Consider the following 22,614-nt stretch of genomic DNA (forward strand, 5'->3'; position numbering starts at 1 on the left):
CTCCCACGCCCGCCCGGAGGACGGGACCGGAGTCCCTAGGCTTGGCCGTGCGACGCCCTCGAGCGCCGCGACAGCGAGTCGATGATCACGGCGAGCAGCAGCACGGCGCCCGTGATCATGAAGCGGTACGACGAGTCCAGGTTGAGGAGCGTCAGACCGTTCGAGATCGACTGGATGACCAGGATGCCGAGCAGCGCCGACCACGCCGAACCGCGTCCACCGAACAGGCTCGTTCCGCCGATCACCGCCGCCGCGATCGCGTTCAGGTTGGTATCGGTTCCACCGGAGCCCGCTCCCACCGACGCCAGGCGGGCGGCGGCGAGCAGGCCGCCGACGGCCGCGAAGGTCGAACACAGGATGAACACGCTGATGAAGACGCGGTTGACGCGGATACCGGCTCGACGGGCCGCCTCCACCGAGCCGCCGACCGCGAAGACCGAGCGGCCCCAGCGGGTGCGGGTGAGGAGGAAGTTCATCACGATCACGAGCACGACGAAGAACAGGAACATCGCTCCCGTGCCGCGGTCGGTGGACAGGTACCAGACGCTGATGCACAATCCGACGAGCAGCAGGGCGGCCTTGATGGCGACCACCGCCATCGATCCCTCCGAGAGCCCGGCGTTGCGACGGCGGACGTTGCGCCGGAAGTCGGAGAAGAACATCCCGCCCGCCGCGATCACCGCCAGCGCGTACGCCGCCCACGGCGGGAGGAACCACTGCTGCGCGAACTTCACGATCCACGAGTCGTAGGGGATGTTGATCGAGCTGTTCGCGCCGAGGATCCACAGCTGGAGGCCGAGGAAGCCGAGCAGACCGGCCAGCGTGATCACGAAGCTCGGGACGCCGAACCGGGTGAACAGGAAGCCGTAGAGCAGACCGATCGCCGAACCGGCGAGGATGGCGACGATCACCGTGAGCCACAGCGGCCAGTGCAACTGGGTGAAGCCGACGCCGAGGATGGCCGCGGCGACACCGCTCACCGACCCGACCGACAGGTCGATCTGACCGAGCAGCAGCACCAGCACGATGCCGATCGAGATCGTGCCGATCGCCGCGCACTGCAGCGTCAGGTTGACCAGGTTGTTCGCGCTGAGGAAGTTGGGGTTGAGGATCTGGAACACGACCCAGATCACGACGAGTCCGATGACCACCGGCAGCGATCCGAGGTCGCCGCCGCGCACCCGACGCCCGAAGGCGCGGACCGCTCCGCCGAGCCCCTCGTCGCGGATGATCCGCTCGTCCTGGAGGTCCGCCGCCAGCTCGGCCGGCGTCTCTGGTGCCTTTGTCATGCTTCCGGGCTCCGTTCGGTGGATTCTTCGGCCTCCATGAGCCGCTCGGCGCGACGCACCACGACGTTGTCGGTCGCGCCGGTGATGGCGGAGATGATCTCCTCGTAGCTGACCTCCGGCACGCGGAAGTCGCCGTTGTTGCGGCCGAGGCGCAGCACGGCGACGCGGTCGGCGACGGCCTGCACGTCGGCCATGTTGTGGCTGATCAGGATGACGCCGAGCCCGCGCTCGCGCAGCCGCTCGATGAGGTTGAGCACCTCGGCGGTCTGCGCCACGCCCAGGGCGGCGGTCGGCTCGTCGAGGATGACGACGCGGGGGTCGCCGATCAGCGACCGGGCGATCGCGACGGTCTGCCGCTGTCCGCCGGAGAGCGACGCGACGGCGATGCGGACCGAGGGGATGCGGGCCGACAGCTGCCGGAGCAGGCTCCACGACCGCTTCTCCATCTCCTCCTCGTCGAGCGTTCCCTTGCTGATCTCGCGGCCCAGGAAGAGGTTGGAGACCACGTCGAGGTTGTCGCACAGGGCGAGGTCCTGGAAGACGGTGGCGATGCCGAGCTGCCGGGAGGCGGCGGGCGAGGGGATGTTCACCTCCTGGCCGTCGAACTCGATCGTCCCCGCATCCTGCGGGTGGACGCCGGCGAGGATCTTGACGAGCGTCGACTTGCCGGCGCCGTTGTCGCCGACCAGGGCGACGACCTCCCCAGGGTAGACGTCGAGGTGGATGTCGGTGAGCGCTTGGACGGCGCCGAACCCTTTCGAGACCCCCCGCAGGGAGAGGACGGGACGGCGGGAGGACCGCTCCTCGTCCACGATCGCGGATTCCATGGTCACGGCGTTCTCCTTCGAGCTGTGCGCTGCATGCTTCCTGTTCTCAGGGTAGAGCGGAACCCGGCCCGGGGCGCCTCCCCGTTGTTGCGGGGGAGGCGCTGTCCGGGCCGGGCATCCGTTGATCGGTTACTTGATGCCGTACTTGTCGCACGCGGCCTTGTAGTCGGCGGTGCAGATCTTGGCTGCCGAGTCCGAGCCGTAGAACTCGTCCTTGACGACCGTGCTCTCGATGTTGTCCGTCGTCACCGACACCGGGGTCAGCAGGAAGGACTGGATCGCTGCGCCGCCCGCGGTGTCGACCGTGGTGTCGCCCTTGGGCTTGTCACCCTTGGTGAGACCGACCGCGAGCTCCGCGGCCTTCTCCGCCTCCGGCTTGATGGCCTTGTACACAGTCATGTACTGGTCGCCGGCGAGGATGCGCTGGATGCCCGCGAGCTCCGCGTCCTGTCCGGTGACGGGCGGGAACGGGCTCAGGTTGGCCGCCTTCATGGCCGCGATGGCGCCACCGCCGGTGCCGTCATTCGCCGCGTAGACGCCCTTGATCTGGTCCTTGAACTGCGAGACCTGGCCGGACACCCAGTCCTGGGCCTTCGCGGGGTCCCATCCTGGTGTGTCGTACTCGGCGAGCACCTTGTAGCCGCTGGAGTCGATGACGCTGTGCGCGCCCTTCTTGAAGAGGGTCGCGTTGTTGTCGGTCGGGGATCCGTTGACCATGAGGATGCCGCTGCCCGAGGGCACGCCGTCCTTCTTGAGCTTGTCGACGAGGGCCTGGCCCTGCAGCTGGCCGACCTTCTCGTTGTCGAACGAGATGTAGTAGTCGCTGTCGGGGCTGTTGATCAGGCGGTCGTAGGAGATGACCGGAACGTTCTTGGCTTTGGCCTCACCCACGATGGATGCGGCGGCCTCGCCGTCGAACGGGTCGAGCACGAGCACCTTGACGCCCTGGGTGAGCATCGACTCCGCCTGCTGCTGCTGCTTGCTGGCGTCTCCGTCGGCGTTCGCGTAGAGGACCTTGCAGCCGGAGCAGAGCTCCTTGACCTTCGCCTCGAAGAAGGGCTTGTCGGCCGCCTCGTAACGGGCGGTGACCGAGTCCGGGAGGAGGAGGCCGATCTGGGCGTTGGCGGCGTCGCCGGTGCTGCCTCCGCCGGACCCGTTTCCGGATCCGTTCGAACACGCTGTGAGGGTGACGGCTGTGAGCAGGATCGCGGCCGACGCGATGACCGCTCTCTTGGTGGCGATCTTCATTGAAAAACCTCCGATTCGGCACCGCCTTCGTTGGCGGCTGCGTTGAGTGTGCCAGTCGGGGAGTTTGGCGTCAAGAGTTGAAGACAATGGTTTCGATAACGGTTCCCACCGTCTTCGGGGGACATCCGGTCCGCACGGTCAGAACGAGACGCCGTCTGGCGAGATCGAGACGCAGTCGACGGCGTAGGCGACGGCCCCGAGCGCGGCGGCGCGCACCCCGAGCTGGGCCTGGACGATATCCGGCATGAGGTCCGGGTTGACGATGATCGAGCGCTCGACGGCATGCCGCATCGGGCCGAGCAGCAGCTCGCCCGCGCGGGACAGCTCGCCGCCCACGATCACGCGCTCCGGATCGATCAGGTTGCAGAGGTTCGCCGTCGCCACGCCGATGTGACGGCCCGCGTCGCCGATCGCGCGGATGCAGCGCGCATCCCCGGCCATCGCCTGCAGGACGACGTCGCCGAGCTTGAGGCTGCCGAGGTGGTCGCGCAGTTCGTCGAGGATGGCGGGGCCGCCCGCCAGAGCCTCCAGGCAGCCGCGGTTCCCGCAGCGGCAGAGCGGTCCGTTCTCGCGGATCGTCGTGTGGCCGAATTCGCCGGCGACACCGTGGTTCCCGCGGAACAGCTGGCCGTTGAGCAACAGGCCGGCGCCGATCCCGTCGCCGACGTCGATCGTGATGGTGTTGCGCTTGCCGCGCCCTGCGCCGAAACGCGACTCGCCGAGAGCCGCGAGGTTGGCGGCGTTGTCCACGAAGACCGGGCGCTTGATCCGGCGTTCCATCGACTCGGCGATCACGACGCCGTCCCAGCCGCGCATGATGCCGCTGCGGGCGATCGTCCCGGTCGCCCGGTCGATCGGAGCGGGGACCGCGATCCCGACGGCGAGCAGGTCGTCGCGGGACGCATCCACCGATTCGAGCATGTCGTTCAGGAGCAGCGAGACCTTGTCGAGCTCGTTGTCGGCGCGGTGGTCACGGGCGAGGGGCATGTGGTTCTCGGCGACGACGGTGTGGGCGACGTCCGCCAGCGCGACGCGCAGGTGTCTGGTCGAGAAGTGCACGCCCACGACGAGGCCGAGCGCGTGCGCCAGCGTGACGTGCTGGGCGCGCCGACCCGAGCGGATGCTCTGCGTCGTGTGCAGGACGCCGGAGGTCGAGAGCTCCTTGACGATGTTCGAGACGGTCGCCGGGGAGAGCCCTGTCGCCCCCGCCAGCTCGACCTGCGTGAGGCCTCCGTGCTTCTTGATGGCGTCGACGATGCGGGCTCGGTTGGCTTCACGAAGTGAAGTCTGCGAACCCGGAGTTCGTCGCTGCGTTGCCACGACGAGAAGGATACATGGCCGGGGGAAGGGGGCCGATCAAAAGTGAAAGTAATGGCTTTGTGAGATTCCTATGACCATCTGGGCGGCCCGGCTTGGCAGGATAGAGCTATGGCCGACCTGCACGTTCACCCCGACCGCTTGGAGATCCACCTCACGCGGGCCGAGAAGGTGCTGGCCATGAAGCGGGAGGATCTGGTGGTGCCGCGGGACAGCATCCGTTCGGTCGCCATCACGGAGGACCCGTGGATCTGGATCCGCGGCATCCGCGCGCCGGGCGCCGCCGTCCCGCTGACGCTGTCGATCGGGACGTGGAAGTTTCACGGCGGCAAGGACTTCCTCCTCATCAAGGGCAAGCAGCGCGCAGCCGTCGTGATCGACCTCGACGGCGAGGAGTACTCCCGCATCATCGTGTCGACCCCGCACGCGGCCCGGCTGGTGGAGGCGCTGCGCGTCGATGGCAGCGAGCTGGCCGCCGACGGCGGCGTCATCGACTGACGCTCAGTCGCTCAGGCGTTCAGGCGTTCTCGGCGACCACGAACAGGATCAGCCCGACCAGCGGAATCCCGCCCTGCAGCAGCGCGGCCACCCAGAAGCGTCGGCCGATGGTGAGCAGCACCAGCGACGCGAGCACCATGCAGACGCCGCAGAAGAAGATGAGGCCGAAGCCGACGTCGTGGAGCGTCGTCCAGTAGAGCACGAGGCCGACGAGCGCTCCTCCGGCGAGGAACAGGTTGTAGAAGCCCTGGCTGTAGGCGACCGGTCGCACGACGTCCGCGTCGTGCTGGGAGCCGACACCGAACCGGCTCCACACGCCGGGCGCCGACCAGAGCACGCTCTGCATCGCGAAGAACACGAGGTGCACGAGCGCCGCCGCGGCGATGAGGACGCTCCCGATGATCGCCATGCCGGGAGGATACGCTGCCGACCATGGAGACGTTGAACACGACGTGCGTCATCGCCGGGGGCGGGCCGGCCGGGATGATGCTGGGCTTGATCCTGGCGCGCAACGGAGTCGACGTGGTGGTGCTCGAGAAGCACGCCGACTTCTTCCGCGACTTCCGCGGGGACACCATCCACCCGTCGACCATCGGCGTGCTCGGCGAACTGGGGCTGCGCGAGCGCTTCCTCGGCCTCCCGCACACCAGCGTCCGAGCCCTGGACGTGGTGGTGAACGGCAACCGCCTCCACCCGATCGACTTCAGTCGGCTCGCTCCGCCGGACGACTTCCTCGTGCTCGCGCCGCAGTGGGACTTCCTGAACTTCCTCGCCGAGGACGCCCGCCGCCACCCGAACTTCCGGTTGCTGATGCAGACGGAGGCGACGGAGCTGATCTGGGAGGAGGATGCGGTCCGCGGCGTCGTCGCCCACGGCCCGGACGGCGACCTCGAGATCCGCGCCCGGTTGACCGTCTCGGCGGACGGCCGCGCCTCCGAGCTGCGGGCGCAGGCGGGCCTTCGCCCCCGGCGCTTCGGGGTGCCGATCGACGTGCTGTGGTTCCGCATCCCGAAGCCGGACGACCTCCCCGCGCACACGCTGGCGTACGTCGGAGGAGGCGGCATGGTCGTCACGATCGAGCGTCACGACTACGTCCAGGTCGGGCTGATCATTCCGAAGGGCGGATACGGAGAGTTGCACGCCGGCGGGCTCGACGCTTTCCGTCGAGCGGTGATCGACGCGGCGCCGCACCTGCGGGAGGCGCTCGAGACGATCACCGACTGGGATGAGGTGAAGCTGCTGAGCGTGCAGATCGACCGGCTTCCGCGCTGGTACCGGCGGGGGTTCCTGGCGATCGGGGATGCCGCCCACGCGATGTCGCCGGCGTTCGGCGTCGGCGTCAACTATGCGGTTCAGGATGCGGTCGCAACGGCCAACGCGCTGACGGCGACGCTGCGCGAACTCGATCCGGTGGGGGCGGGCGACTCCGCGGCAGCGAGCGGCCCCTCGGCCGAGGTCGACTCCGCCGAGGTCGATCTGCGGCTGCTCGACGGCATCCAGCGGCGGCGGATGCCCGCGGTCGCGGCGATGCAGCGCATCCAGCTCGCCGCTCATCGGACGATCTCGCGGCCCGAGGGCGTGCGGCTGCTCCCGGAGTCGATGCCCGCGGTGCTGCGAGCGGCGCTCGCCGTGGCGACCCCCGGCATGCAGGCGGTCAGCTCCCGCCTGATCGGGCGGGGGCTCCGGCCGGAGTTGGTCTCGCCGGAGCTGCGCTGACGGTCAGCGCTGAGCGGTCAGCGCTGAACGGTCAACTCTGAATGATCAGCTCTGGCCGGTGGCGAGCCCGATGAGGAGGAGGGCCAGGCCGATCAGTGGCAGCGATCCCTGGATGAGCGCGGGGCGCAGGTATCCGCGGCCCGTCGTGACGAGCACCACGGCCGCCGCGACCATGCACGCCGTCGTGAAGATGATGAGCGCGAGCCCGGCCGCGTGCTGGCCGACGCCATAGAGGATCAGGCCGACGACCGCGCCGATCGCGAGGAAGAGGTTGTAGAACCCCTGGTTGTACGCCATCGGCCGGACGGTGTCCGCCGCCTCCTGGCTGGCCACGCCGAACCGGCGCCAGACCGTCGGACGGGTCCAGGCGACGCTCTCCATGAAGAAGATCGCGATGTGGAGGGCGGCAGCGAGGGTGACCACGACGGTGGCGACGACGATCATGGCGCCAGCATACCGAGCGTTCTGCGGGTCAGCCGCGCACGTCGACCACAGTCCGGCCGCGCAGGCGCCCGGCCAGGATGTCCTCGGCTGCCGGAATCGCCTCCGCGAGCGGCACGAAACGCGTCATCGCGGCGAGCGCCTCCTCATCGAGGTCGGTGGCGAGCCGACGCCACGCGGTCTCGCGCAACGCTGCAGGCGCATCCACCGAGTTGATCCCGACCAGCGAGACCGCTCGCAGGATGAACGGGAGCACCGTCGCCGGAAGGTCGGGGCCCTGCGCCAGGCCGCACGCGGTGACCGTGCCGCCGTAACGGGTCTGCGCGAGCACCGTCGCAAGGGTCTGGCTGCCGACGGAGTCGACCGCGCCGGCCCAGCGCTGCGACTGCAGGGGCTTGCCCGGGGCGTCGAGTTCCGACCGATCGATGATCGTCGTGGCGCCGAGGTCGGTCAGGTAGTCGCTCGCCTCTTCCACTCGGCCGGTGGATGCGGTGACCGGGTAACCCAGTTTCGCCAGGAGGGCGATGGCGACCGAGCCGACGCCTCCCGCCGCACCCGTGACGAGGACGCTGTCGCCGCGGTCGGTCACGTCCTGAGGATCCACGCCGTTCCGCTCGAGTGCGAGCACGGCCAGCATCGCCGTGAAGCCCGCCGTGCCGATGGCGGCCGCCTGCTCGGAGGTGATGGAGTCGGGGATGCGGACCAGGGCGTCGCCGTTCACGCGCGCTCTTTCCGCCATCCCGCCGTGGTGGTTCTCGCCGAGTCCGGCGCCGTTGAGGACGACCCGGTCGCCCGGACGCCACCGCGGGTCGTCGGAGAGCCGGACCGTGCCGACCACGTCGATCCCCGGGATGAGCGGCGAGACGCGGGCGACACCAGGCCGCCCGCCGATGGCCAGTCCGTCCTTGTAGTTGAGGTCGGTGAACTCGACGTCGATCGTCACATCCCCCGGCATGAGGAAGTCGTCGGTGACCCGCCGGACCTCGGCGCTGTGGGCGGTGATCCGTCCGCCGTCGACCTGCTGCTCGATCACGATCGCCCGGAAATCGCTCATGCCCTCACCCTACGCCGGGCGGTTCAGGGCCTCGGGCGGCCCTGCGGCCGCCCGCCTCAGTTGAGCTGCTCCGTGCCGAGGGGCAGCGCTCCGCCCGCGTACAGCTCGAGCGCCGTGTTCTTGAGTGCCGTGAGGGCGACCCGTTGTGTCCATGGCCCGTAGGAGACGCGGGCGACTCCCAGCTCCTCCAGCCGTGTCGGGGCTACCGATCCCGGGACGGCGATGACGCTGAGCTTGCGCGCGCCGAGGCCGCCGACCAGCTGTTCGACCGTCCGCTCGTCGAGTTTGCCGGGGACGAACACGCACGTGGCACCCTCGTCGAGGAAGGCGCGGCCCCGTCGGATCGCCTCCTCCACCTTCTCGTGGTCGGTCGGGAAGGTGTCACGGAGGAACACGTCGGTGCGCGCGTTCAGCGCGAACGGCACGCCTTCGGAGTCCGCCGCCCGGATCGCGGCCCGCACGGACGCGACAGCGTCGTCGAATGGACGGAGCTGGTCTTCGAGGTTGGCGCCGACCGCTCCGACGCCGATCGCGCGCCGGATGGTCTCGCCGGAGTCGCCGTAGCCGCCTTCGAGGTCGGCGCTCACGGGCAGGTCGGTGGCCGCGACGATGCGCCCGACCATGTCGAGCATCAGGTCGAGCGGGATCTTCTCGCCGTCCTCGTAGCCGAGGGTTGCCGCGATGGAGTGGCTCGCGGTCGCGAGGGCGCGGGTGTCGGGGAGGTCGGCGATCACGCGGGCGCTGATCGCATCCCAGACATTGACGACCTGCAGCAGCTCGGGTGCATCGTGCAGTCGGCGGAGTTCGGCGCCACGCGCCTGGATGTCTGTCATGCGCTCACCCTACGTCGCAGCGGGTCCTCGCTCTAGGATGGCGGCATGGCCCGCACGGGGGAGCCGATGGAGGTGCCGAAGAGCCGATCGGCGCCGGGCCGGCGCGCCTCGGCGAGCTCGGTCATCGACTACGCGTTCTTCGTGTTCGGCGGTGTCGCCGCGGTCTGGCTGGCGGTGCTGCTGCTTACGGACAGCTTCGAGTGGGGCTGGTTCCTCATCCTCTTCTTCGTGGTGTTCTGGGTGGTGCTCGCCTACCTGGTGCTCCCGCGGCTGCACCGCATCCTGACCGAGATCTACGTCCCCGACTATTTCATCGGCCGCGCGCGCACGAGCGACGGTTTGCTCGGCGACCCGATCAACCTGGCGCTGCTCGGGTCGGAGGCGCAGCTGGACGACGCGATGCGCGAGGCCGGCTGGACGCGCGCGGACGATGTCACCCTGCGTTCGAGCCGCCGGATCATCACGTCGACGCTGTTGCGGCGCAGCTATGACGAGGCGCCGGTGAGCCCGCTCTTCTTGTTCGGTCGTCAGCAGGATGTGGCGTACCAGCAGGAGGTGAAGGGCAACCCGGCGAAGCGGCACCACGTGCGGTTCTGGCGGTGTCCGGACGGGTGGTTGCTCCCGGGTGGCTACGGGGTGGACTGGCTGGCGGCCGGGACGTTCGACCGCTCGGTCGGCTTCTCGCTGTTCACCTTGCAGATCACGCACAAGATCGACGCGAACACCGACATCGAGCGCGACCATATCGTCTCGACGCTCCTGGCCGCGGACGTGGGGGCCGAGGTCTCCGTGATTCGTGACTTCTCGACCGGGTACCACTCGCGGAACGGCGGTGGTGACACGATCGAGACGGACGGCGACCTCCCGATCGTGGATCTGCGCGCGGTCCCGGTGGATGCGCAGGCCGCGACGGTCGCGGCCGACGCGGATGCCCGCCGCGAGGCTCTGGCGGAGCGCCGTCCCGTGCCGACGGCGCTCGGCGCGCTGCTGATGGCGTTGCGTGTGTTGGCGGGCGTCAGCTACATCGCGCTGAACCTGCTCGACTGGCAGCGCTTCGTGATGTCGGAACTGGCCGGCGAGGTGGTGACGGCGAGCGAGCGTGACGCGGTGAGCCTGGTGCTCGGCATCGCGATGGGGGCGTTCGGCGCGGGACTGGTGCTGTACTTCCTGCTCGCCCTGCTGGTGTTCTTCGGGAGCAACTGGGCCCGTATCGCCGCGATGTCGTACAGCTCGTTGATCATCATCGTTTCGGCGATCGATTACTTCAACGGCGGCCCGCAGATCTCGCTGCGCAACAATCTGCTGGGGTTGGCCCTGGACATCCTGGTGGTGCTCGCCCTGTCCTCGAAGCGCTCGCGCCTGTGGGCTCGGCGCCCGCGCGCCCGCCGGGGTCGCGGACGTCCCGCCGCTGCGCCACTCGCGACCGCCGGGCCAACGCCCGCCGGCTCTGCGTCTGCCGGCCCTGCGCCCTCCGGCTCAGCGCCCTCCGGCGCCGCGCCCGCGGACTCGACCACGCTCACATGAGCGGCTTCTTCCCGTCGGCTCCGCCCGCCTTGAGTGCGGACTCCTCCGCATCGAGGAAGGCGAGCACGGACCGCACCGCCGGCTCCTGGTAGCGCCCTTCCGCCCGCGCCTCCAGCACCGCCTGACGTTCGGCGGTGATCATGGTCCGGCGCAGGCGCCGGTACTCGAGCGGCAGGTCGGTGCGATCGTCCGGCGACGGGTTCTCCAGGGCGTCGGACAGGAACAGCGCATTGATCCGCAGCCGCTGGATGACCCGTTCGTCCTCGTCACCGGTGACCTGCGATTCCAGGTGCTCGAGCCCCGCGGACTGCGCCTCGGCGAGCAGCCGTTGCATCTCGCTGGCCTCCTGCGCGAAGTCAGGCGGCGGCAGCTTGAGTCTGCGGATCACCCAGGGCAGCGCGAGGCCTTCGAGCAGGGTGCCGACCACGACGACGAACGCCAGGAACTGCAGGAACTCCCGGTGCGGCGTGTCCTCCGGGAGGAGGAACACCGCGGCCAACGTCACCACACCACGGATACCCGCGAAGGAGACGGCGATGCCCGTAGGCCACGACCAGCCGCGCTCCCGCAGCCGCTGCGGACCGTAGCGGTAGAGCGCGGTCGTGCCGATCATCCACAGGAAGCGCGCGAGGAAGATGGCCAGCAGCACGACGATGCTGATGACGATCGTCTGCGGGACCGTGATGCCCGATGTGAAGGCCGCCGTGAGGATCGACCGCAGCTCGAGCCCGATGAAGAGGAAGACGGCGTTCTCGAGCAGGAAGCTGACCGTCCGCCAGTTGATCGTCTCCGCGATCCGAGCCTCCGCCGTCTGGATGGTGGGGGAGCGGTAACCGAGGTACAGCCCGGCGACGACCACCGCGAGAATGCCGGACCCGTGGAACAGCTGGGCCGGAATGAACGCGAGGTATGGCGTCACCAGCGCGAGCGACGTGTCGAGCACCGGCGACCTCAACTGCTTGCGGATCGCCGCGAGGACGAGCCCCACGAGGAGTCCGACACCGATGCCGACCACGACGGCGAGCACGAAGTCGACGCCGACGGCGACCGGGTTCACCACGCTGACGATCGCCGCGATGCTGGCGTTGAGCGCGACGAGGGCCGTGGCGTCGTTGAGCAGGCTCTCGCCCTCCAGCACGGTGACGAGTCGCCGCGGGAGCTTCACCCGGCCGGCGACCGCCTGTACGGCCACCGTGTCGGTCGGCGCGACCACCGCACCGAAGGCGAACGCGGCCGCGAGAGTGATGGCCGGGACCACCAGGTAGGTCGCGAATCCCACCACAACGACCGTGAACGCCACCAGCCCGACGGACAGCAGCAGGATGCCGTCGCGCCTGGCACGCACATCCACGATCGAGGTCTGGATCGCCGCCGCGAAGAGCAGGGGCGGGAGAAGGCCGAACAGGACGACCTCCGGTTCGAGCGTCACCTCCGGAACGCCCGGCACGAAGGATGCGGCCGCTCCGACGAAGACGAGCACGACGGGGGCCGACCAGCCGACCCGTCGGGACAGGCCGGTGACCGTGACCGTGACGACGACGAACGACACGATCCAGACGATGGTGGAGACCGGATCCATGCTGTTCATGATGGCGGCAACACGAAGAGGCCGCCAAGGTTTCCCGCGAGTCGGTGGAGAACGCGTTCGCCCTCGGCGATGTGGACGGTTTCGCCGTCGCTCAGGCGGCGTGGGCCTCGCAGGTCGCGATCCCGCAGTCGTCGCAGACCACGAGCTGCTCGCGACAGGCCGGGTCGGAGCAGTTCCGCATCCGGCTTGTGGCCTCGCCGCACGTGACGCACCGCCCGAGGACGGCGGCGTGGTCGCTGAAGGTGAGCGAGCCTCGCCCGTCGAAGACGTAGAGGGCACCCTCCCAGAGTCCGTCGTCACCGTACGTCTCGCCGTAGCGGGCGATCCCGCCCTCGAGCTGGTAGACCTCCTGGAATCCGCGGGAGCGCATCAGCGACGACAGCACTTCGCAGCGGATGCCGCCGGTGCAGTAGGTGACGACGGCCTTGTCTTTGAGGTGGTCATAGGCCCCGCTGTCGAGCGCTGCGACGAACTCTCGCGTGTTGGCCACATCGGGTACGACCGCGTCACGGAAGCGGCCGATCCCGGCTTCGAAGCGGTTCCGGCCGTCGAAGAAGACGAGGTCGTCGCGTTCCGCGGCGAGCGCGTGCAGTTGCTCGGGGGCGAGGCGCTCGCCGCCGCCGAGCACGCCGTTCTCGTCGACCACCAGCTCGTCGGGCGCCCCGAAGGAGACGATTTCGTCGCGCACCTTCACCGAGAGGCGCGGGAAGTCGATGCTCGCGCCGTCCGCATCAAGGCCGGAACCCTCGCTCCATTTGGCGTCGAGGCGTCGGAACGGCTCGTACTCCTTGGTGACGCGAAGGTAGCGCTTGAGGGCGTCGAGCTCGCCGCCCAGTGTCCCGTTGATCCCGTGCGGCGAGAGCAGGATGCGCCCCCGCAGTCCCAGACGTTCGCACAGTTCGCGCTGCCAGAGCCGGACGGCTTCCGGGTCGGCGAGCGGCGCGAAGACGTAGAAGAGCAGGATCTTGGGTACGGCCACCGCCTCATCGTAGGCGAGCGGTTCCGGAGTGGACCCGATCGTAGGATCGTGGAGGCTGTGAACGCCCGCAGTCTCGTTCGCCTGCCGTTCAGACTGGTAGGACAGGGTCGAATGCGTTCCTCCGGGGCGTGCCCCTGACAGAAAGGCGGGTTGTTGCGAACCCTGGTCATCATCCCGACCTATGACGAGCGAGAGAACGTCGGCTCGATCGTCGGACGCGTGCGCGCGTCCGTGCCGGACGCCGACGTGCTCATCGTCGACGACAACTCGCCGGACGGCACGGGTGAGCTGGCGGACGCGCTCGCCGCGACCGACGCCAGCGTGCACGTCCTGCACCGCACCGGGAAGGACGGCCTGGGGGCCGCCTATCGAGCGGGGATGCAGTGGGCGCTCGACGCCGGCTACGAAGTCGTGGTGGAGATGGATGCCGATGGCTCGCACCAGCCGGAGCAGCTGCCGCGTCTTCTGGAGGCGGTTCGCTCGCCTGAGCTGCCGACCGGCGCCGATGTCGTCCTGGGCTCACGCTGGGTCGACGGCGGTGGCGTGGTGAACTGGCCGGCTCGTCGTCGCCTGATCTCCCGTGGGGGCAGTACGTACTCGCGGCTGGCTCTCGGGCTGCCGATACGAGATGTCACGGGCGGCTACCGCGCGTTCACCGCGGACGCGCTGCGGCGGCTGCATTTCGACCGCACCGAGAGTCAGGGCTACTGCTTCCAGATCGACATGACGCGTCGCGCCTACGACGCGGGCCTGCGGATCGTCGAGGTGCCCATCACCTTCGTGGAGCGGGAACGCGGCGCGTCGAAGATGGGCGGCGGGATCGTCGTGGAGGCGATGCTGAGGGTGACTCTGTGGGGTCTGACCGGCCTGCCTCGACGGTTCCGCAGGCGTCCGTCGCCGGCGGAGACGGAATCCGCCGCGCGGGCGTAGCGTGGCTGTATGGCCAACGATCCTCTGGAGCGCTTCGGCGCTGTCCCCCTTTTCATCGTGTCCAGTGAGGATGTCGCCGACGGACGTCCCCTGTCCCGCGCCCAGTGGGGTGCGGGCGGTGGCGGCGGCGACGTCTCGCCCCAGCTCTCGTGGAGTGGCTTCCCTGCGGAGACCAAGAGTTTCGCGGTGACCATCCACGACCCGGATGCCCCCACGGGTTCGGGTTTCTGGCACTGGGCCGTCTATAACATCCCTGCCTCCGTCACCGAGCTTCCGGCGGGCGCCGGCGCGGAGGGCGGAGCGAACCTGCCTGCAGGCGCGTCGATGCTCTCGAATGAGATGCGGTCGAAGAGCTTCACGGGTGCCGGACCTCCTCCCGGGACGGGAACCCACCGCTACGACATCGTGGTCCACGCCCTGGACGTCGAGCACCTGGATCTCGACCCCGAGTCGACGCCGGCTGTTCTCGGCTTCAACGTGCACTTCCACACGCTCGCCCGGGCGGTGATCGCGCCCGTCGCCACCGCGGGAGACATCTGATCGGAGTTCGTGAGCGTGCCGGCGTCAGCGATCGAGCTGGCGCCGGCTCGCGGCGTTCTCAGTGCTTGACGCCGGTGAAGGCGAGCACACCGCCGAGGCCGATCATGAGGACGCCTCCCGTCGCTCCGAGCCGTTCCACGCGTTTGGGCGAGCGCCCGAACCACTGACGGGCGGTGCCGGCGGCGAGCGCCCACACGCTGTCGAACATCAGCGCGAGCACGAGGAAGATCACCCCGAGTTCGAACAGTTGCAGGGGGATCCCGCCCGCGCGGTAGTCGACGAACTGCGGGAGCACCGCGACGAAGAAGACGAGCGACTTCGGATTCGTCAGCCCGACGACGAATCCTTCGCCGAGGATGCGCATCCAGGATCGCCGGGGCGGAGCGGCCTCGTGGGTGACCGCCGTGTGCCGCCGGTGGCGGATCGCCTGGATGCCCAGGTAGACGAGGTAGGCGGCACCCGCGAACTTGATGATCGTGAACAGGACCAGGGATTGCGCGACGACCGCGCCGATCCCCAGGGCCACGGCGATCACGAGCGGGAGCATTCCCAGAGCGTTCCCCACGACGCTGAGCAGACCGCCCAGCCTTCCCAACGCCAGAGAGCGCCCGATCACGAACAGCACGCTCGGCCCGGGGATGACGATGAGGGCGATCGACGCGAGGGCGAACGCGAGCAGCGACGGGCCGGGAACCATGAGCCGAGCGTAGGGGAGGTAGGTTCGTTACGTGAAGCTCCACAACGTTCGTGTGCACAGCAGCGAGGAGAACCTCGCCCGTCAGGACCAGCTCGCGTGGAAGATCGCGCAGGTCGCGACCGACCCGGTGGAGGTGGATGCGGACGTCACCGAGATGGTCATCAACCGGGTGATCGACAACGCAGCCGTCGCCGCAGCGTCCTTGACTCGACGGCCGGTGGTCTCGGCGCGGTCGCAGGCTCTCGCGCACCCGATCCCGTCCCGCCAGTTGGAGGAACTCACCGAGTCGGTGGAGCACCCGCAGGACGGCTCGACCGTCTTCGGTGAGCAGCAGACCGTCCGCGTCTCGCCGGAGTGGGCGGCCTGGGCCAACGGAGTCGCGGTGCGGGAGCTGGACTACCACGACACGTTCCTCGCCGCCGAGTACTCGCATCCCGGTGACAACATCCCTCCGATCACCGCGGTCGCGCAGCACGCGGCGCGGGCTTATGGGCTGACCGGGCGGGACCTGGTCCGCGGCATCGCGACGGGCTACGAGATCCAGATCGACCTCGCTCGGGCGATCAGCCTGCACCGGCACAAGATCGATCACGTCGCCCACCTCGGACCGTCCGCCGCGGCGGGCATCGGCACCCTGCTCCGCCTCCCGGCCGAGACGATCTACCAGGCGATCGGACAGGCGTTGCACACGACCACGGCGACACGTCAGTCTCGCAAGGGCGAGATCTCCAGCTGGAAGGCGCACGCGCCCGCCTTCGCCGGCAAGATGGCGGTCGAGGCGATCGACAGGGCGCTGCGTGGCGAGACCAGCCCGACCCCGATCTACGAGGGCGAGGACGGCGTGATCGCCTGGCTGCTCGACGGTCCGGACGCGTCGTACGACGTGCCTCTGCCGGACGCAGGAGAGGCGAAGCGGGCGATCCTCGACTCGTACACCAAAGAGCATTCCGCTGAGTACCAGGCCCAGGCCTGGATCGACCTCGCGAGGAAGCTGCACCGCGAGCATCCGGAAGTGGCCGACCCGTCTCGTGTGGAGAGCATCGTCATCCATACGTCCCACCACACGCATTACGTGATCGGCTCGGGGGCGAACGACCCGCAGAAGTACGACCCGACCGCATCGCGCGAGACGCTCGACCACAGCATCCCTTACATCTTCACGGTTGCCCTTCAGGACGGCGGCTGGCACCACGTGGAGTCGTACCTGCCGTCGCGTGCGGCTCGCCCGGACACCGTCGCGCTGTGGGGGAAGGTGACGACATCGGAGGATCCGGAGTGGACCCGCCGCTACCACTCCACCGACCCTGCGGAGAAGGCTTTCGGTGGTCGCGTGGTGATCCGTCTGGCTGACGGCCGGGTCATCGAGGACGAGATCGCCGTGGCCGATGCTCACCCGCTGGGTGCTCGGCCCTTCGCCCGGGCGGACTACGTCGCGAAGTTCCGCATGCTCGCGGCCGACGTTCTGGAGCAGGACGAGATCGAGCGATTCCTGGCGCTGGCCGAACGCCTGCCCGAACTGAGCGCCTCCGAACTCGCCGGCCTCACCATCACCGCGCGTCCCGGACTTCTGGCCGCGACCCCCGCGCCGAAGGGACTCTTCTAAATGCTGTATTCGTCGGTTCCCGCGCACGAGAAGCGTGCAGCGTTCCGAGCCCGGCTGGCGTCGGGTGAGCTGATCCGCATGCCCGGGGCGTTCAATCCGTTGAGCGCGCGCCTGATCGAGCGCAAGGGCTTCGAGGGCGTCTATATCTCGGGCGCCGTCCTCTCCGCAGACCTCGGCCTGCCGGACATCGGCCTGACCACGCAGACGGAGGTCGCCGGCCGATCCGCGCAGATCACGCGCATGACGGACCTGCCTGCGCTCGTCGATGCGGACACCGGCTTCGGCGAGCCGATGAACGTCGCCCGCACGGTTCAGGCGTTGGAGGATGCCGGCGTCGCCGGCCTGCACATCGAGGATCAGGTCAACCCCAAGCGGTGCGGTCACCTCGACGGCAAGCAGGTTGTGGATGAGGACACCGCTCTGAAGCGGATCCGGGCTGCCGTGGATGCTCGGCGCGATAGCAACCTCCTCATCATGGCGCGGACGGACATTCGTGCTGTCGAGGGTCTCGCCGCGGCGATCGACCGCGCGAAGGCCTTGGTCGATGCCGGCGCCGACGCCTTGTTCCCCGAGGCGATGGCTGATCTGTCCGAGTTCGAGGCCGTCCGTGCAGCCGTGGACGTGCCGGTGCTGGCGAACATGACCGAGTTCGGAAAGAGCGACCTGTTCACCGTCGACCAGTTGCGTGACGTCGGCGTGAACATCGTCATCTGGCCGGTATCCCTTCTGCGCCTGGCGATGGGCGCCGCCGAGCGTGGCCTCGACCAACTGGTCGGCGAGGGGACGTTGAAGCCGATGCTGGATGACATGCAGCATCGCGCCGATCTGTACGACCTGATTGACTACGAGGGCTACAACGCCTTCGACACGTCGGTGTACAACTTCGACGTGCGGAAGTAGCGCCCTCTCTCGATGCCGCTCACCGGCGGCCATCCCGTCAGCAGCGAAGGAGCTCACATGACCGACCCCGAGATCCACAAGGGCCTCGCCGGTGTCGTCGTGGACACGACGACCATCTCTTCGGTGAACCCGCAGACGAACTCGCTGCTGTATCGCGGCTACCCGGTCCAGGAGCTGGCCGAGCACTGCTCGTTCGAAGAGGTCGCCTACCTCCTGTGGCACGGCGAACTGCCGACTGCGGATGAGCTGGTCGCCTTCGAGTCCCTGGAGCGGTCGCTGCGCCGACTGGATGACCGCACGCGCCGCGCGCTGGATGACATCCCGGTGTCGGCCCACCCGATGGACGCCCTGCGAACCGCGGTCAGCCAGCTGGGCGGCCTCGACGCCACGCTGCAGCAGCCCGACAGCATCCTTGACCCGGAACTCAACGAGGGCCGCGCCATCTACCTGTTCGCGCAGCTGCCCGCCATCGTTGCCTACATCCAGCGCCGCCGCCGCGGTCTCGATGTGGTGGAGCCTCGCGACGACCTCGACTACTCGCGCAATTTCCTCTGGATGACGTTCGGCGAGGTGCCGGACGACGTGGTCGTGGACGCGTTCCGCGTCTCGCTCGTCCTGTATGCGGAGCACTCCTTCAACGCGTCGACCTTCACGGCTCGGGTGATCGCTTCGACGCTTTCGGATGTCTACTCGGCGGTGACCGGTGCCGTTGGTGCGTTGAAGGGCCCTCTCCACGGCGGAGCAAACGAGGCCGTCATGCACGCCTTCGACGAGATCCAGAGCGCCGATCGCGCAGAGGAGTGGCTCGACGCGGCTCTCGCCGAGAAGCGCAAGATCATGGGCTTCGGCCATCGCGTGTACAAGAACGGCGACTCCCGGGTCCCGACGATGCGTGCGTCGCTGGTGGTCCTCGCGGAGCACTACGACCGTCGCGACCTCCTCGACCTGTACGACGCTCTGGAGAGCGCGATGGGCGAGCGCAAGAACATCAAGCCGAACCTGGACTACCCGTCCGGTCCGGCCTACAACCTGATGGGCTTCGACACCGAGACGTTCACTCCGCTGTTCGCGGCGGCACGGGTCACCGGCTGGACGGCGCACATCTTCGAGCAGTACGCCGCCAACTCGTTGATCCGGCCGCTGTCGCAGTACACCGGCCCGGCGGAGCGTCACCTGGAGCGCTGACCCTCCGGCCGGCACTCCGAGTGCGAACAGTCTCCGGCAGCGTCCGATCAGCGATAGAGCAGCAGCGCGTCGCCCTGCCCACCACCACCGCACAGAGCGACCGCAGCTCGCCCGGAACCACGCCGAGCCAACTCGTGCGCCGCGTGACCGGCGAGCCGGGCGCCGGACGCACCGATCGGGTGTCCGAGCGCGATTGCGCCGCCGTGCAGGTTCACTTTCTCCGGATCGAGCCCCAGGTCGGCCATCGACTGCAGCGCCACGGCCGCGAACGCTTCGTTGATCTCGATCAGGTCGAGCTCCGACGCGTCCCAGTTCGCACGCTTGAGGGCGGCGTCGATCGCGCGGGACGGCTGCGAGTGCAGCGAGTTGTCCGGGCCGGCGACCTGCCCGCTCGCCCCGACCAGCGCCAGCCACGGAAGGCCGAGGCGCTCGGCGTTCTCGCGGCTGGTCAGCACCAGCGCCGCGGCGCCGTCGCTGAGAGGGGAGGAATTGCCGGCGGTGAGGGTCCCGCCCTCCGCGAAGCTCGGTCGCAGCCGCGAGAGCGTCTCGGTCGTCGAATCCGACCGGACGCCCTCGTCCGTCCGCACGACGAGCGGCTCGCCCTTGCGCTGCGGGATGGTGACGGGCGCGATCTCGTCGTCGAAGACTCCGGCGTCGGCTGCCGCTCCCGCCCGTTGATGCGATCGCGCTGCGAAGTCGTCCTGCGCCTCCCTCGTCAGCCCGAGCTTCTCCGTGTAGCTCTCTGTCGAGGCGCCCATCGAGATACCGTCGAAGGCATCCGTGAGCCCGTCGTGAGCCGCCGAGTCGAGCGCCTGAATGGACCCGTAGTTCCAGCCCAGCCGTGAGCCGGGCAGGATGTGAGGCGCGTTCGTCATCGACTCCTGCCCTCCGGCGACGACCACCGTCGCCTCCCCGGTGCGGATCAGTCGTGCGGCGTCGATCACGGCGGCGAGGCCCGACAGGCACACCTTGTTGATCGTCGTTGCCGGCACGTCCCAGCCGATCCCCGCACCGATTGCCGTCTGGCGCGCGGGGTTCTGTCCGGCGCCGGCCTGCAGCACCTGGCCGAAGAGCACCGTGTCGACTGCCTCGGCTCCGATCCCCGACCGCTCGAGGGCTTGCTTCACGGCGATCGTTCCCAACTGCACCGCGGTCAGCGAGGCGAGCGCCCCCTTGATCTTCCCCAACGGGGTGCGGGCGGCGGACAGGATGACGACGTCGTCGGTACTCATGGGCTACTCCTTCGTGCCTTGTCCTCCCATTGTCACACCGCGCACGACGGGCGCACCGGTAGGCTTGGGGCTCGTGACTGCACGCGTTTTGATCAAGGACCTGGCCGCTCTTCCCGACGGCCCCGTGAGCGTCGCCGGATGGGTCGAGACTGTCCGCGACCAGAAGAAGGTGCAGTTCGTCGTTCTGCGCGACGAGTCGGGGGCCGTCCAGCTGGTCAACCCGCGGACCGTCGGCGACGACGGCGCGGTGATCGCGGACGAGCCTGCCACCACCATCTCCGGCCTCTCGCAGGGCAGCTTCGTTCGAGCCACCGGGGAGCTGAAGCACGACGAGCGCGTCAAGCTCGGCGGTATCGAGATCAAGCTGACCTCTCTCGAGGTGGAGACGGCCGCCATCCCTGAGACGCCGATCGCCGCCGACAGCGGTATCGACAAGCGCATGGACTGGCGTTTCCTCGACCTGCGCGACCCGCGCCACAACCTCATCTTCCGCGTGCAGACTACGTTCGAGCACGCGCTCCGCCAGTACTGGGTGGAGAACGGATTCGTCGAGATCCACACCCCCAAGCTGATGGCCTCGGCTTCCGAGTCGCGCGCCGAGCTGTTCGAGTTGCCGTACTTCGAGACCACGGCTTATCTGGCTCAGAGCCCTCAGATCTTCAAGCAGATGGCACAGGCGGCCGGATTCGGAAGCGTCTTCGAGATCGGGCCGGCGTTCCGCGCCGACCCCAGCTTCACCAGCCGGCACGCCACCGAGTTCACGAGCGTCGACACGGAGATCAGCTGGATCGACAGCCACGAAGACGTCATGAAGGTGCACGAAGACCTCCTGGTCGCCGGTTTCACCGCCGTCAAGGAGAAGCATGGCGAGGAGATCGAGCGCCTCTTCGGCGTCGAGGTCACCGTCCCGTCGACGCCGTTCCCGCGCATCCCGCTCGCTGAGGCTAAGCGCATCGTCGCCGAGCGCGGCTACGAGGTGCAGCGCGAGGACGACGACATGGACCCGGAGGGCGAGCGCCAGATCTCCGCGTACGTCAAGGAGACCTACGGACACGAGTTCGTCTTCCTGACGGACTACGCCGCGAGCATCCGCCCGTACTATCACATGCGTCATCCGGAGGACCCGTCGATCACGCGCAGCTACGACCTGATCTTCAACGGCGTCGAGATCTCGACCGGAGCTCAGCGCGAGCACCGCGTCGACATCCTCGAGAAGCAGGCCGTCGAGAAGGGCCTCTCGGTCGAGGAGCTCGAGGACGTCCTGGCGTTCTTCCGGTACGGCATCCCGCCGCACGGCGGTTTCGGCATGGGCCTGGCGCGCGTGCTGATGCTCATGCTGCACCTCTCGAACCTGCGCGAGACGACCTACCTCTTCCGTGGGCCGACCCGCCTGACGCCGTAGCGCCGGAGCCGGCGGTGGGCAGAGCCGTCCAGCTGTCGCCCGCCACCAGGACGTGGCCCAGGAAACGCAGGCCGAGCGTCGCGGCGGATTGATCGAGTCGCCGGGTGAGCATGAGGTCTGCGACGGAGGCGTCGAGCACGCCGGACGGATGGTTGTGCGCGACCGCGAATGATCGACCGCCGCGCGTGAGGACCGCCTGAAGCACGTCCGCAGGTTGGACACTGGTCTCATCCACACCGCCGTCCTGTAGGAGCACCAGCTCGAGCGGACGCGACGCACGATCGGCGACGACCACCACGAAGCGCTCCGAGTCGCGGTGGAGGAGTTCGGGGCGGACGACGTCGGCGACCGCCTTGTGGTCGGTGAGCCTGGTCCAGGCAGATGACGCTCCGGCGCGGCGCCAGATCTCGATGATCGCGACAAGCCGGCCGGCCGTAGCCGGGCCGACACCCGGCAAGCGTTCGAGCCGGGCGAAGTCCATCGTCGCCAGCCCCGGGAATCCGCCGGTCCTGCGGAGCACGGATCGAGCAAGCGCCAGAACGCTGCGTCCTGTCTGTCCGGACCCCAGCACCAGCGCGAGCACCTCGTCGTCGGTGAGGGACCCGACGCCCAGTCGCCGCATCCGCTCACGGGGGCGGTCGTGGTTCGGGATGTTCGCAAGAGCCACTTCCTCTTCTTCGTCGGCCATGAGTCGACGCTACGAAGACGGCCCACGAACCGGACGCGACGCCGGGAATCTGTGGAGAAGTACGAGTCCTCTCAGCCTGTGGACGGTTCCTGTCACGCGAGCCCCGCGGGCGCTCAGTGAATT

General features: G+C 68.8%; 22 protein-coding genes. 9 read left to right on the forward strand and 13 right to left on the reverse strand.

What is annotated here, in order from left to right; genetic code table 11:
• Window positions 1-35: 35 nt before the first annotated feature.
• The 4 genes from AXZ95_RS01240 to AXZ95_RS01255 all read right to left on the reverse strand — a co-directional run bounded on the left by AXZ95_RS01240 (window position 36) and on the right by AXZ95_RS01255 (window position 4,684).
• On the reverse strand, window positions 36-1,289 hold the full coding sequence (locus AXZ95_RS01240; RefSeq protein ID WP_018189173.1) for a hypothetical protein: 1,254 nt from the start codon (window positions 1,287-1,289) through the stop codon (window positions 36-38).
• Window positions 1,286-2,116: an ATP-binding cassette domain-containing protein gene (locus tag AXZ95_RS01245; RefSeq protein WP_018189174.1), complete on the reverse strand. Its 831-nt coding sequence runs from the start codon at window positions 2,114-2,116 to the stop codon at window positions 1,286-1,288. Before AXZ95_RS01245 ends, AXZ95_RS01240 begins: the two co-directional genes overlap by 4 nt.
• A gap of 129 nt (window positions 2,117-2,245) precedes the next feature.
• A complete protein-coding gene (locus tag AXZ95_RS01250; protein ID WP_018189175.1) occupies window positions 2,246-3,364 on the reverse strand; it encodes a sugar ABC transporter substrate-binding protein in 1,119 nt (372 codons plus the stop codon).
• Window positions 3,365-3,502: 138 nt separating this feature from the next.
• A complete protein-coding gene (locus AXZ95_RS01255) occupies window positions 3,503-4,684 on the reverse strand; it encodes an ROK family transcriptional regulator (RefSeq protein ID WP_018189176.1) in 1,182 nt (393 codons plus the stop codon).
• Between the two features lie 108 nt (window positions 4,685-4,792).
• Between AXZ95_RS01255 and AXZ95_RS01260 the strand changes: the two genes are divergently transcribed.
• The gene (locus AXZ95_RS01260) at window positions 4,793-5,179 is read left to right on the forward strand and encodes a hypothetical protein (RefSeq protein WP_018189177.1); all 387 of its coding nucleotides are present in this window, start codon (window positions 4,793-4,795) and stop codon (window positions 5,177-5,179) included.
• A gap of 19 nt (window positions 5,180-5,198) precedes the next feature.
• On the opposite strand, the gene AXZ95_RS01265 is transcribed toward AXZ95_RS01260, so the two are convergent.
• Window positions 5,199-5,588, reverse strand: coding sequence for a DUF1304 domain-containing protein (locus tag AXZ95_RS01265; RefSeq protein WP_018189178.1), 390 nt, complete (start codon window positions 5,586-5,588; stop codon window positions 5,199-5,201).
• A 23-nt stretch (window positions 5,589-5,611) separates the two neighbouring features.
• Between AXZ95_RS01265 and AXZ95_RS01270 the strand changes: the two genes are divergently transcribed.
• Window positions 5,612-6,895, forward strand: a complete 1,284-nt coding sequence (locus AXZ95_RS01270) for an FAD-dependent oxidoreductase (protein WP_018189179.1) — start codon at window positions 5,612-5,614, stop codon at window positions 6,893-6,895.
• A gap of 45 nt (window positions 6,896-6,940) precedes the next feature.
• Here AXZ95_RS01270 and AXZ95_RS01275 read toward each other — a convergent pair whose 3' ends face one another.
• The 3 genes from AXZ95_RS01275 to AXZ95_RS01285 are packed head-to-tail and all read right to left on the reverse strand — an operon-like array spanning window position 6,941 to window position 9,223.
• Window positions 6,941-7,339 (reverse strand): DUF1304 domain-containing protein, encoded by a 399-nt coding sequence (locus AXZ95_RS01275; protein ID WP_018189180.1) that lies wholly within the window; start codon window positions 7,337-7,339, stop codon window positions 6,941-6,943.
• 28 nt (window positions 7,340-7,367) lie between these two features.
• Window positions 7,368-8,390, reverse strand: coding sequence for an MDR family oxidoreductase (locus tag AXZ95_RS01280; protein ID WP_018189181.1), 1,023 nt, complete (start codon window positions 8,388-8,390; stop codon window positions 7,368-7,370).
• 56 nt (window positions 8,391-8,446) lie between these two features.
• Window positions 8,447-9,223, reverse strand: coding sequence for an isocitrate lyase/phosphoenolpyruvate mutase family protein (locus AXZ95_RS01285; protein ID WP_018189182.1), 777 nt, complete (start codon window positions 9,221-9,223; stop codon window positions 8,447-8,449).
• Between the two features lie 45 nt (window positions 9,224-9,268).
• Between AXZ95_RS01285 and AXZ95_RS01290 the strand changes: the two genes are divergently transcribed.
• The gene (locus AXZ95_RS01290) at window positions 9,269-10,747 is read left to right on the forward strand and encodes an LssY C-terminal domain-containing protein (protein ID WP_018189183.1); all 1,479 of its coding nucleotides are present in this window, start codon (window positions 9,269-9,271) and stop codon (window positions 10,745-10,747) included.
• Here AXZ95_RS01290 and AXZ95_RS01295 read toward each other — a convergent pair.
• Together AXZ95_RS01295 and AXZ95_RS01300 are read right to left on the reverse strand one after the other, a co-directional pair.
• Window positions 10,740-12,326 (reverse strand): Na+/H+ antiporter, encoded by a 1,587-nt coding sequence (locus AXZ95_RS01295; RefSeq protein ID WP_231371145.1) that lies wholly within the window; start codon window positions 12,324-12,326, stop codon window positions 10,740-10,742. The two genes, AXZ95_RS01290 and AXZ95_RS01295, sit on opposite strands and share 8 nt — an antisense overlap.
• A 100-nt stretch (window positions 12,327-12,426) precedes the next feature.
• Window positions 12,427-13,314 (reverse strand): rhodanese-related sulfurtransferase, encoded by an 888-nt coding sequence (locus AXZ95_RS01300; protein ID WP_018189185.1) that lies wholly within the window; start codon window positions 13,312-13,314, stop codon window positions 12,427-12,429.
• 153 nt (window positions 13,315-13,467) lie between these two features.
• Between AXZ95_RS01300 and AXZ95_RS01305 the strand changes: the two genes are divergently transcribed.
• Entirely contained in the window at window positions 13,468-14,244 is a 777-nt protein-coding gene (locus AXZ95_RS01305; protein ID WP_020076069.1) for a polyprenol monophosphomannose synthase, read from the forward strand.
• A gap of 9 nt (window positions 14,245-14,253) precedes the next feature.
• A complete protein-coding gene (locus AXZ95_RS01310) occupies window positions 14,254-14,784 on the forward strand; it encodes a YbhB/YbcL family Raf kinase inhibitor-like protein (RefSeq protein ID WP_018189187.1) in 531 nt (176 codons plus the stop codon).
• Window positions 14,785-14,842: 58 nt separating this feature from the next.
• Here the strand turns inward: AXZ95_RS01310 and AXZ95_RS01315 are convergent, their stop codons facing one another.
• Complete coding sequence (locus AXZ95_RS01315) at window positions 14,843-15,481, reverse strand: LysE family translocator (RefSeq protein WP_018189188.1); 639 nt, start codon at window positions 15,479-15,481, stop codon at window positions 14,843-14,845.
• Window positions 15,482-15,512: 31 nt separating this feature from the next.
• Between AXZ95_RS01315 and AXZ95_RS01320 the strand changes: the two genes are divergently transcribed.
• From AXZ95_RS01320 to AXZ95_RS01330, 3 genes are read left to right on the forward strand one after another with little or no spacing between them, the layout of a single operon-like run.
• Entirely contained in the window at window positions 15,513-17,084 is a 1,572-nt protein-coding gene (locus tag AXZ95_RS01320) for an MmgE/PrpD family protein (RefSeq protein WP_018189189.1), read from the forward strand.
• Complete coding sequence (gene prpB / locus AXZ95_RS01325; RefSeq protein WP_018189190.1) at window positions 17,085-17,984, forward strand: methylisocitrate lyase; 900 nt, start codon at window positions 17,085-17,087, stop codon at window positions 17,982-17,984.
• A gap of 57 nt (window positions 17,985-18,041) precedes the next feature.
• On the forward strand, window positions 18,042-19,169 hold the full coding sequence (locus AXZ95_RS01330; protein ID WP_018189191.1) for a bifunctional 2-methylcitrate synthase/citrate synthase: 1,128 nt from the start codon (window positions 18,042-18,044) through the stop codon (window positions 19,167-19,169).
• Between the two features lie 47 nt (window positions 19,170-19,216).
• Here AXZ95_RS01330 and AXZ95_RS01335 read toward each other — a convergent pair whose 3' ends face one another.
• Window positions 19,217-20,401, reverse strand: a complete 1,185-nt coding sequence (locus AXZ95_RS01335) for an acetyl-CoA C-acetyltransferase (RefSeq protein WP_018189192.1) — start codon at window positions 20,399-20,401, stop codon at window positions 19,217-19,219.
• Window positions 20,402-20,474: 73 nt separating this feature from the next.
• Here AXZ95_RS01335 and aspS point away from each other — a divergent pair, with 73 nt between their 5' ends.
• Window positions 20,475-21,803, forward strand: coding sequence for an aspartate--tRNA(Asn) ligase (gene aspS / locus AXZ95_RS01340; RefSeq protein ID WP_043742007.1), 1,329 nt, complete (start codon window positions 20,475-20,477; stop codon window positions 21,801-21,803).
• On the opposite strand, the gene AXZ95_RS01345 is transcribed toward aspS, so the two are convergent.
• Complete coding sequence (locus tag AXZ95_RS01345) at window positions 21,733-22,491, reverse strand: JAB domain-containing protein (protein WP_051087265.1); 759 nt, start codon at window positions 22,489-22,491, stop codon at window positions 21,733-21,735. The two genes, aspS and AXZ95_RS01345, sit on opposite strands and share 71 nt — an antisense overlap.
• Window positions 22,492-22,614: the final 123 nt, after the last annotated feature.

Source organism: Leifsonia sp. 115AMFTsu3.1 (genome assembly GCF_004362795.1).
Lineage (GTDB): Bacteria > Actinomycetota > Actinomycetes > Actinomycetales > Microbacteriaceae > Leifsonia.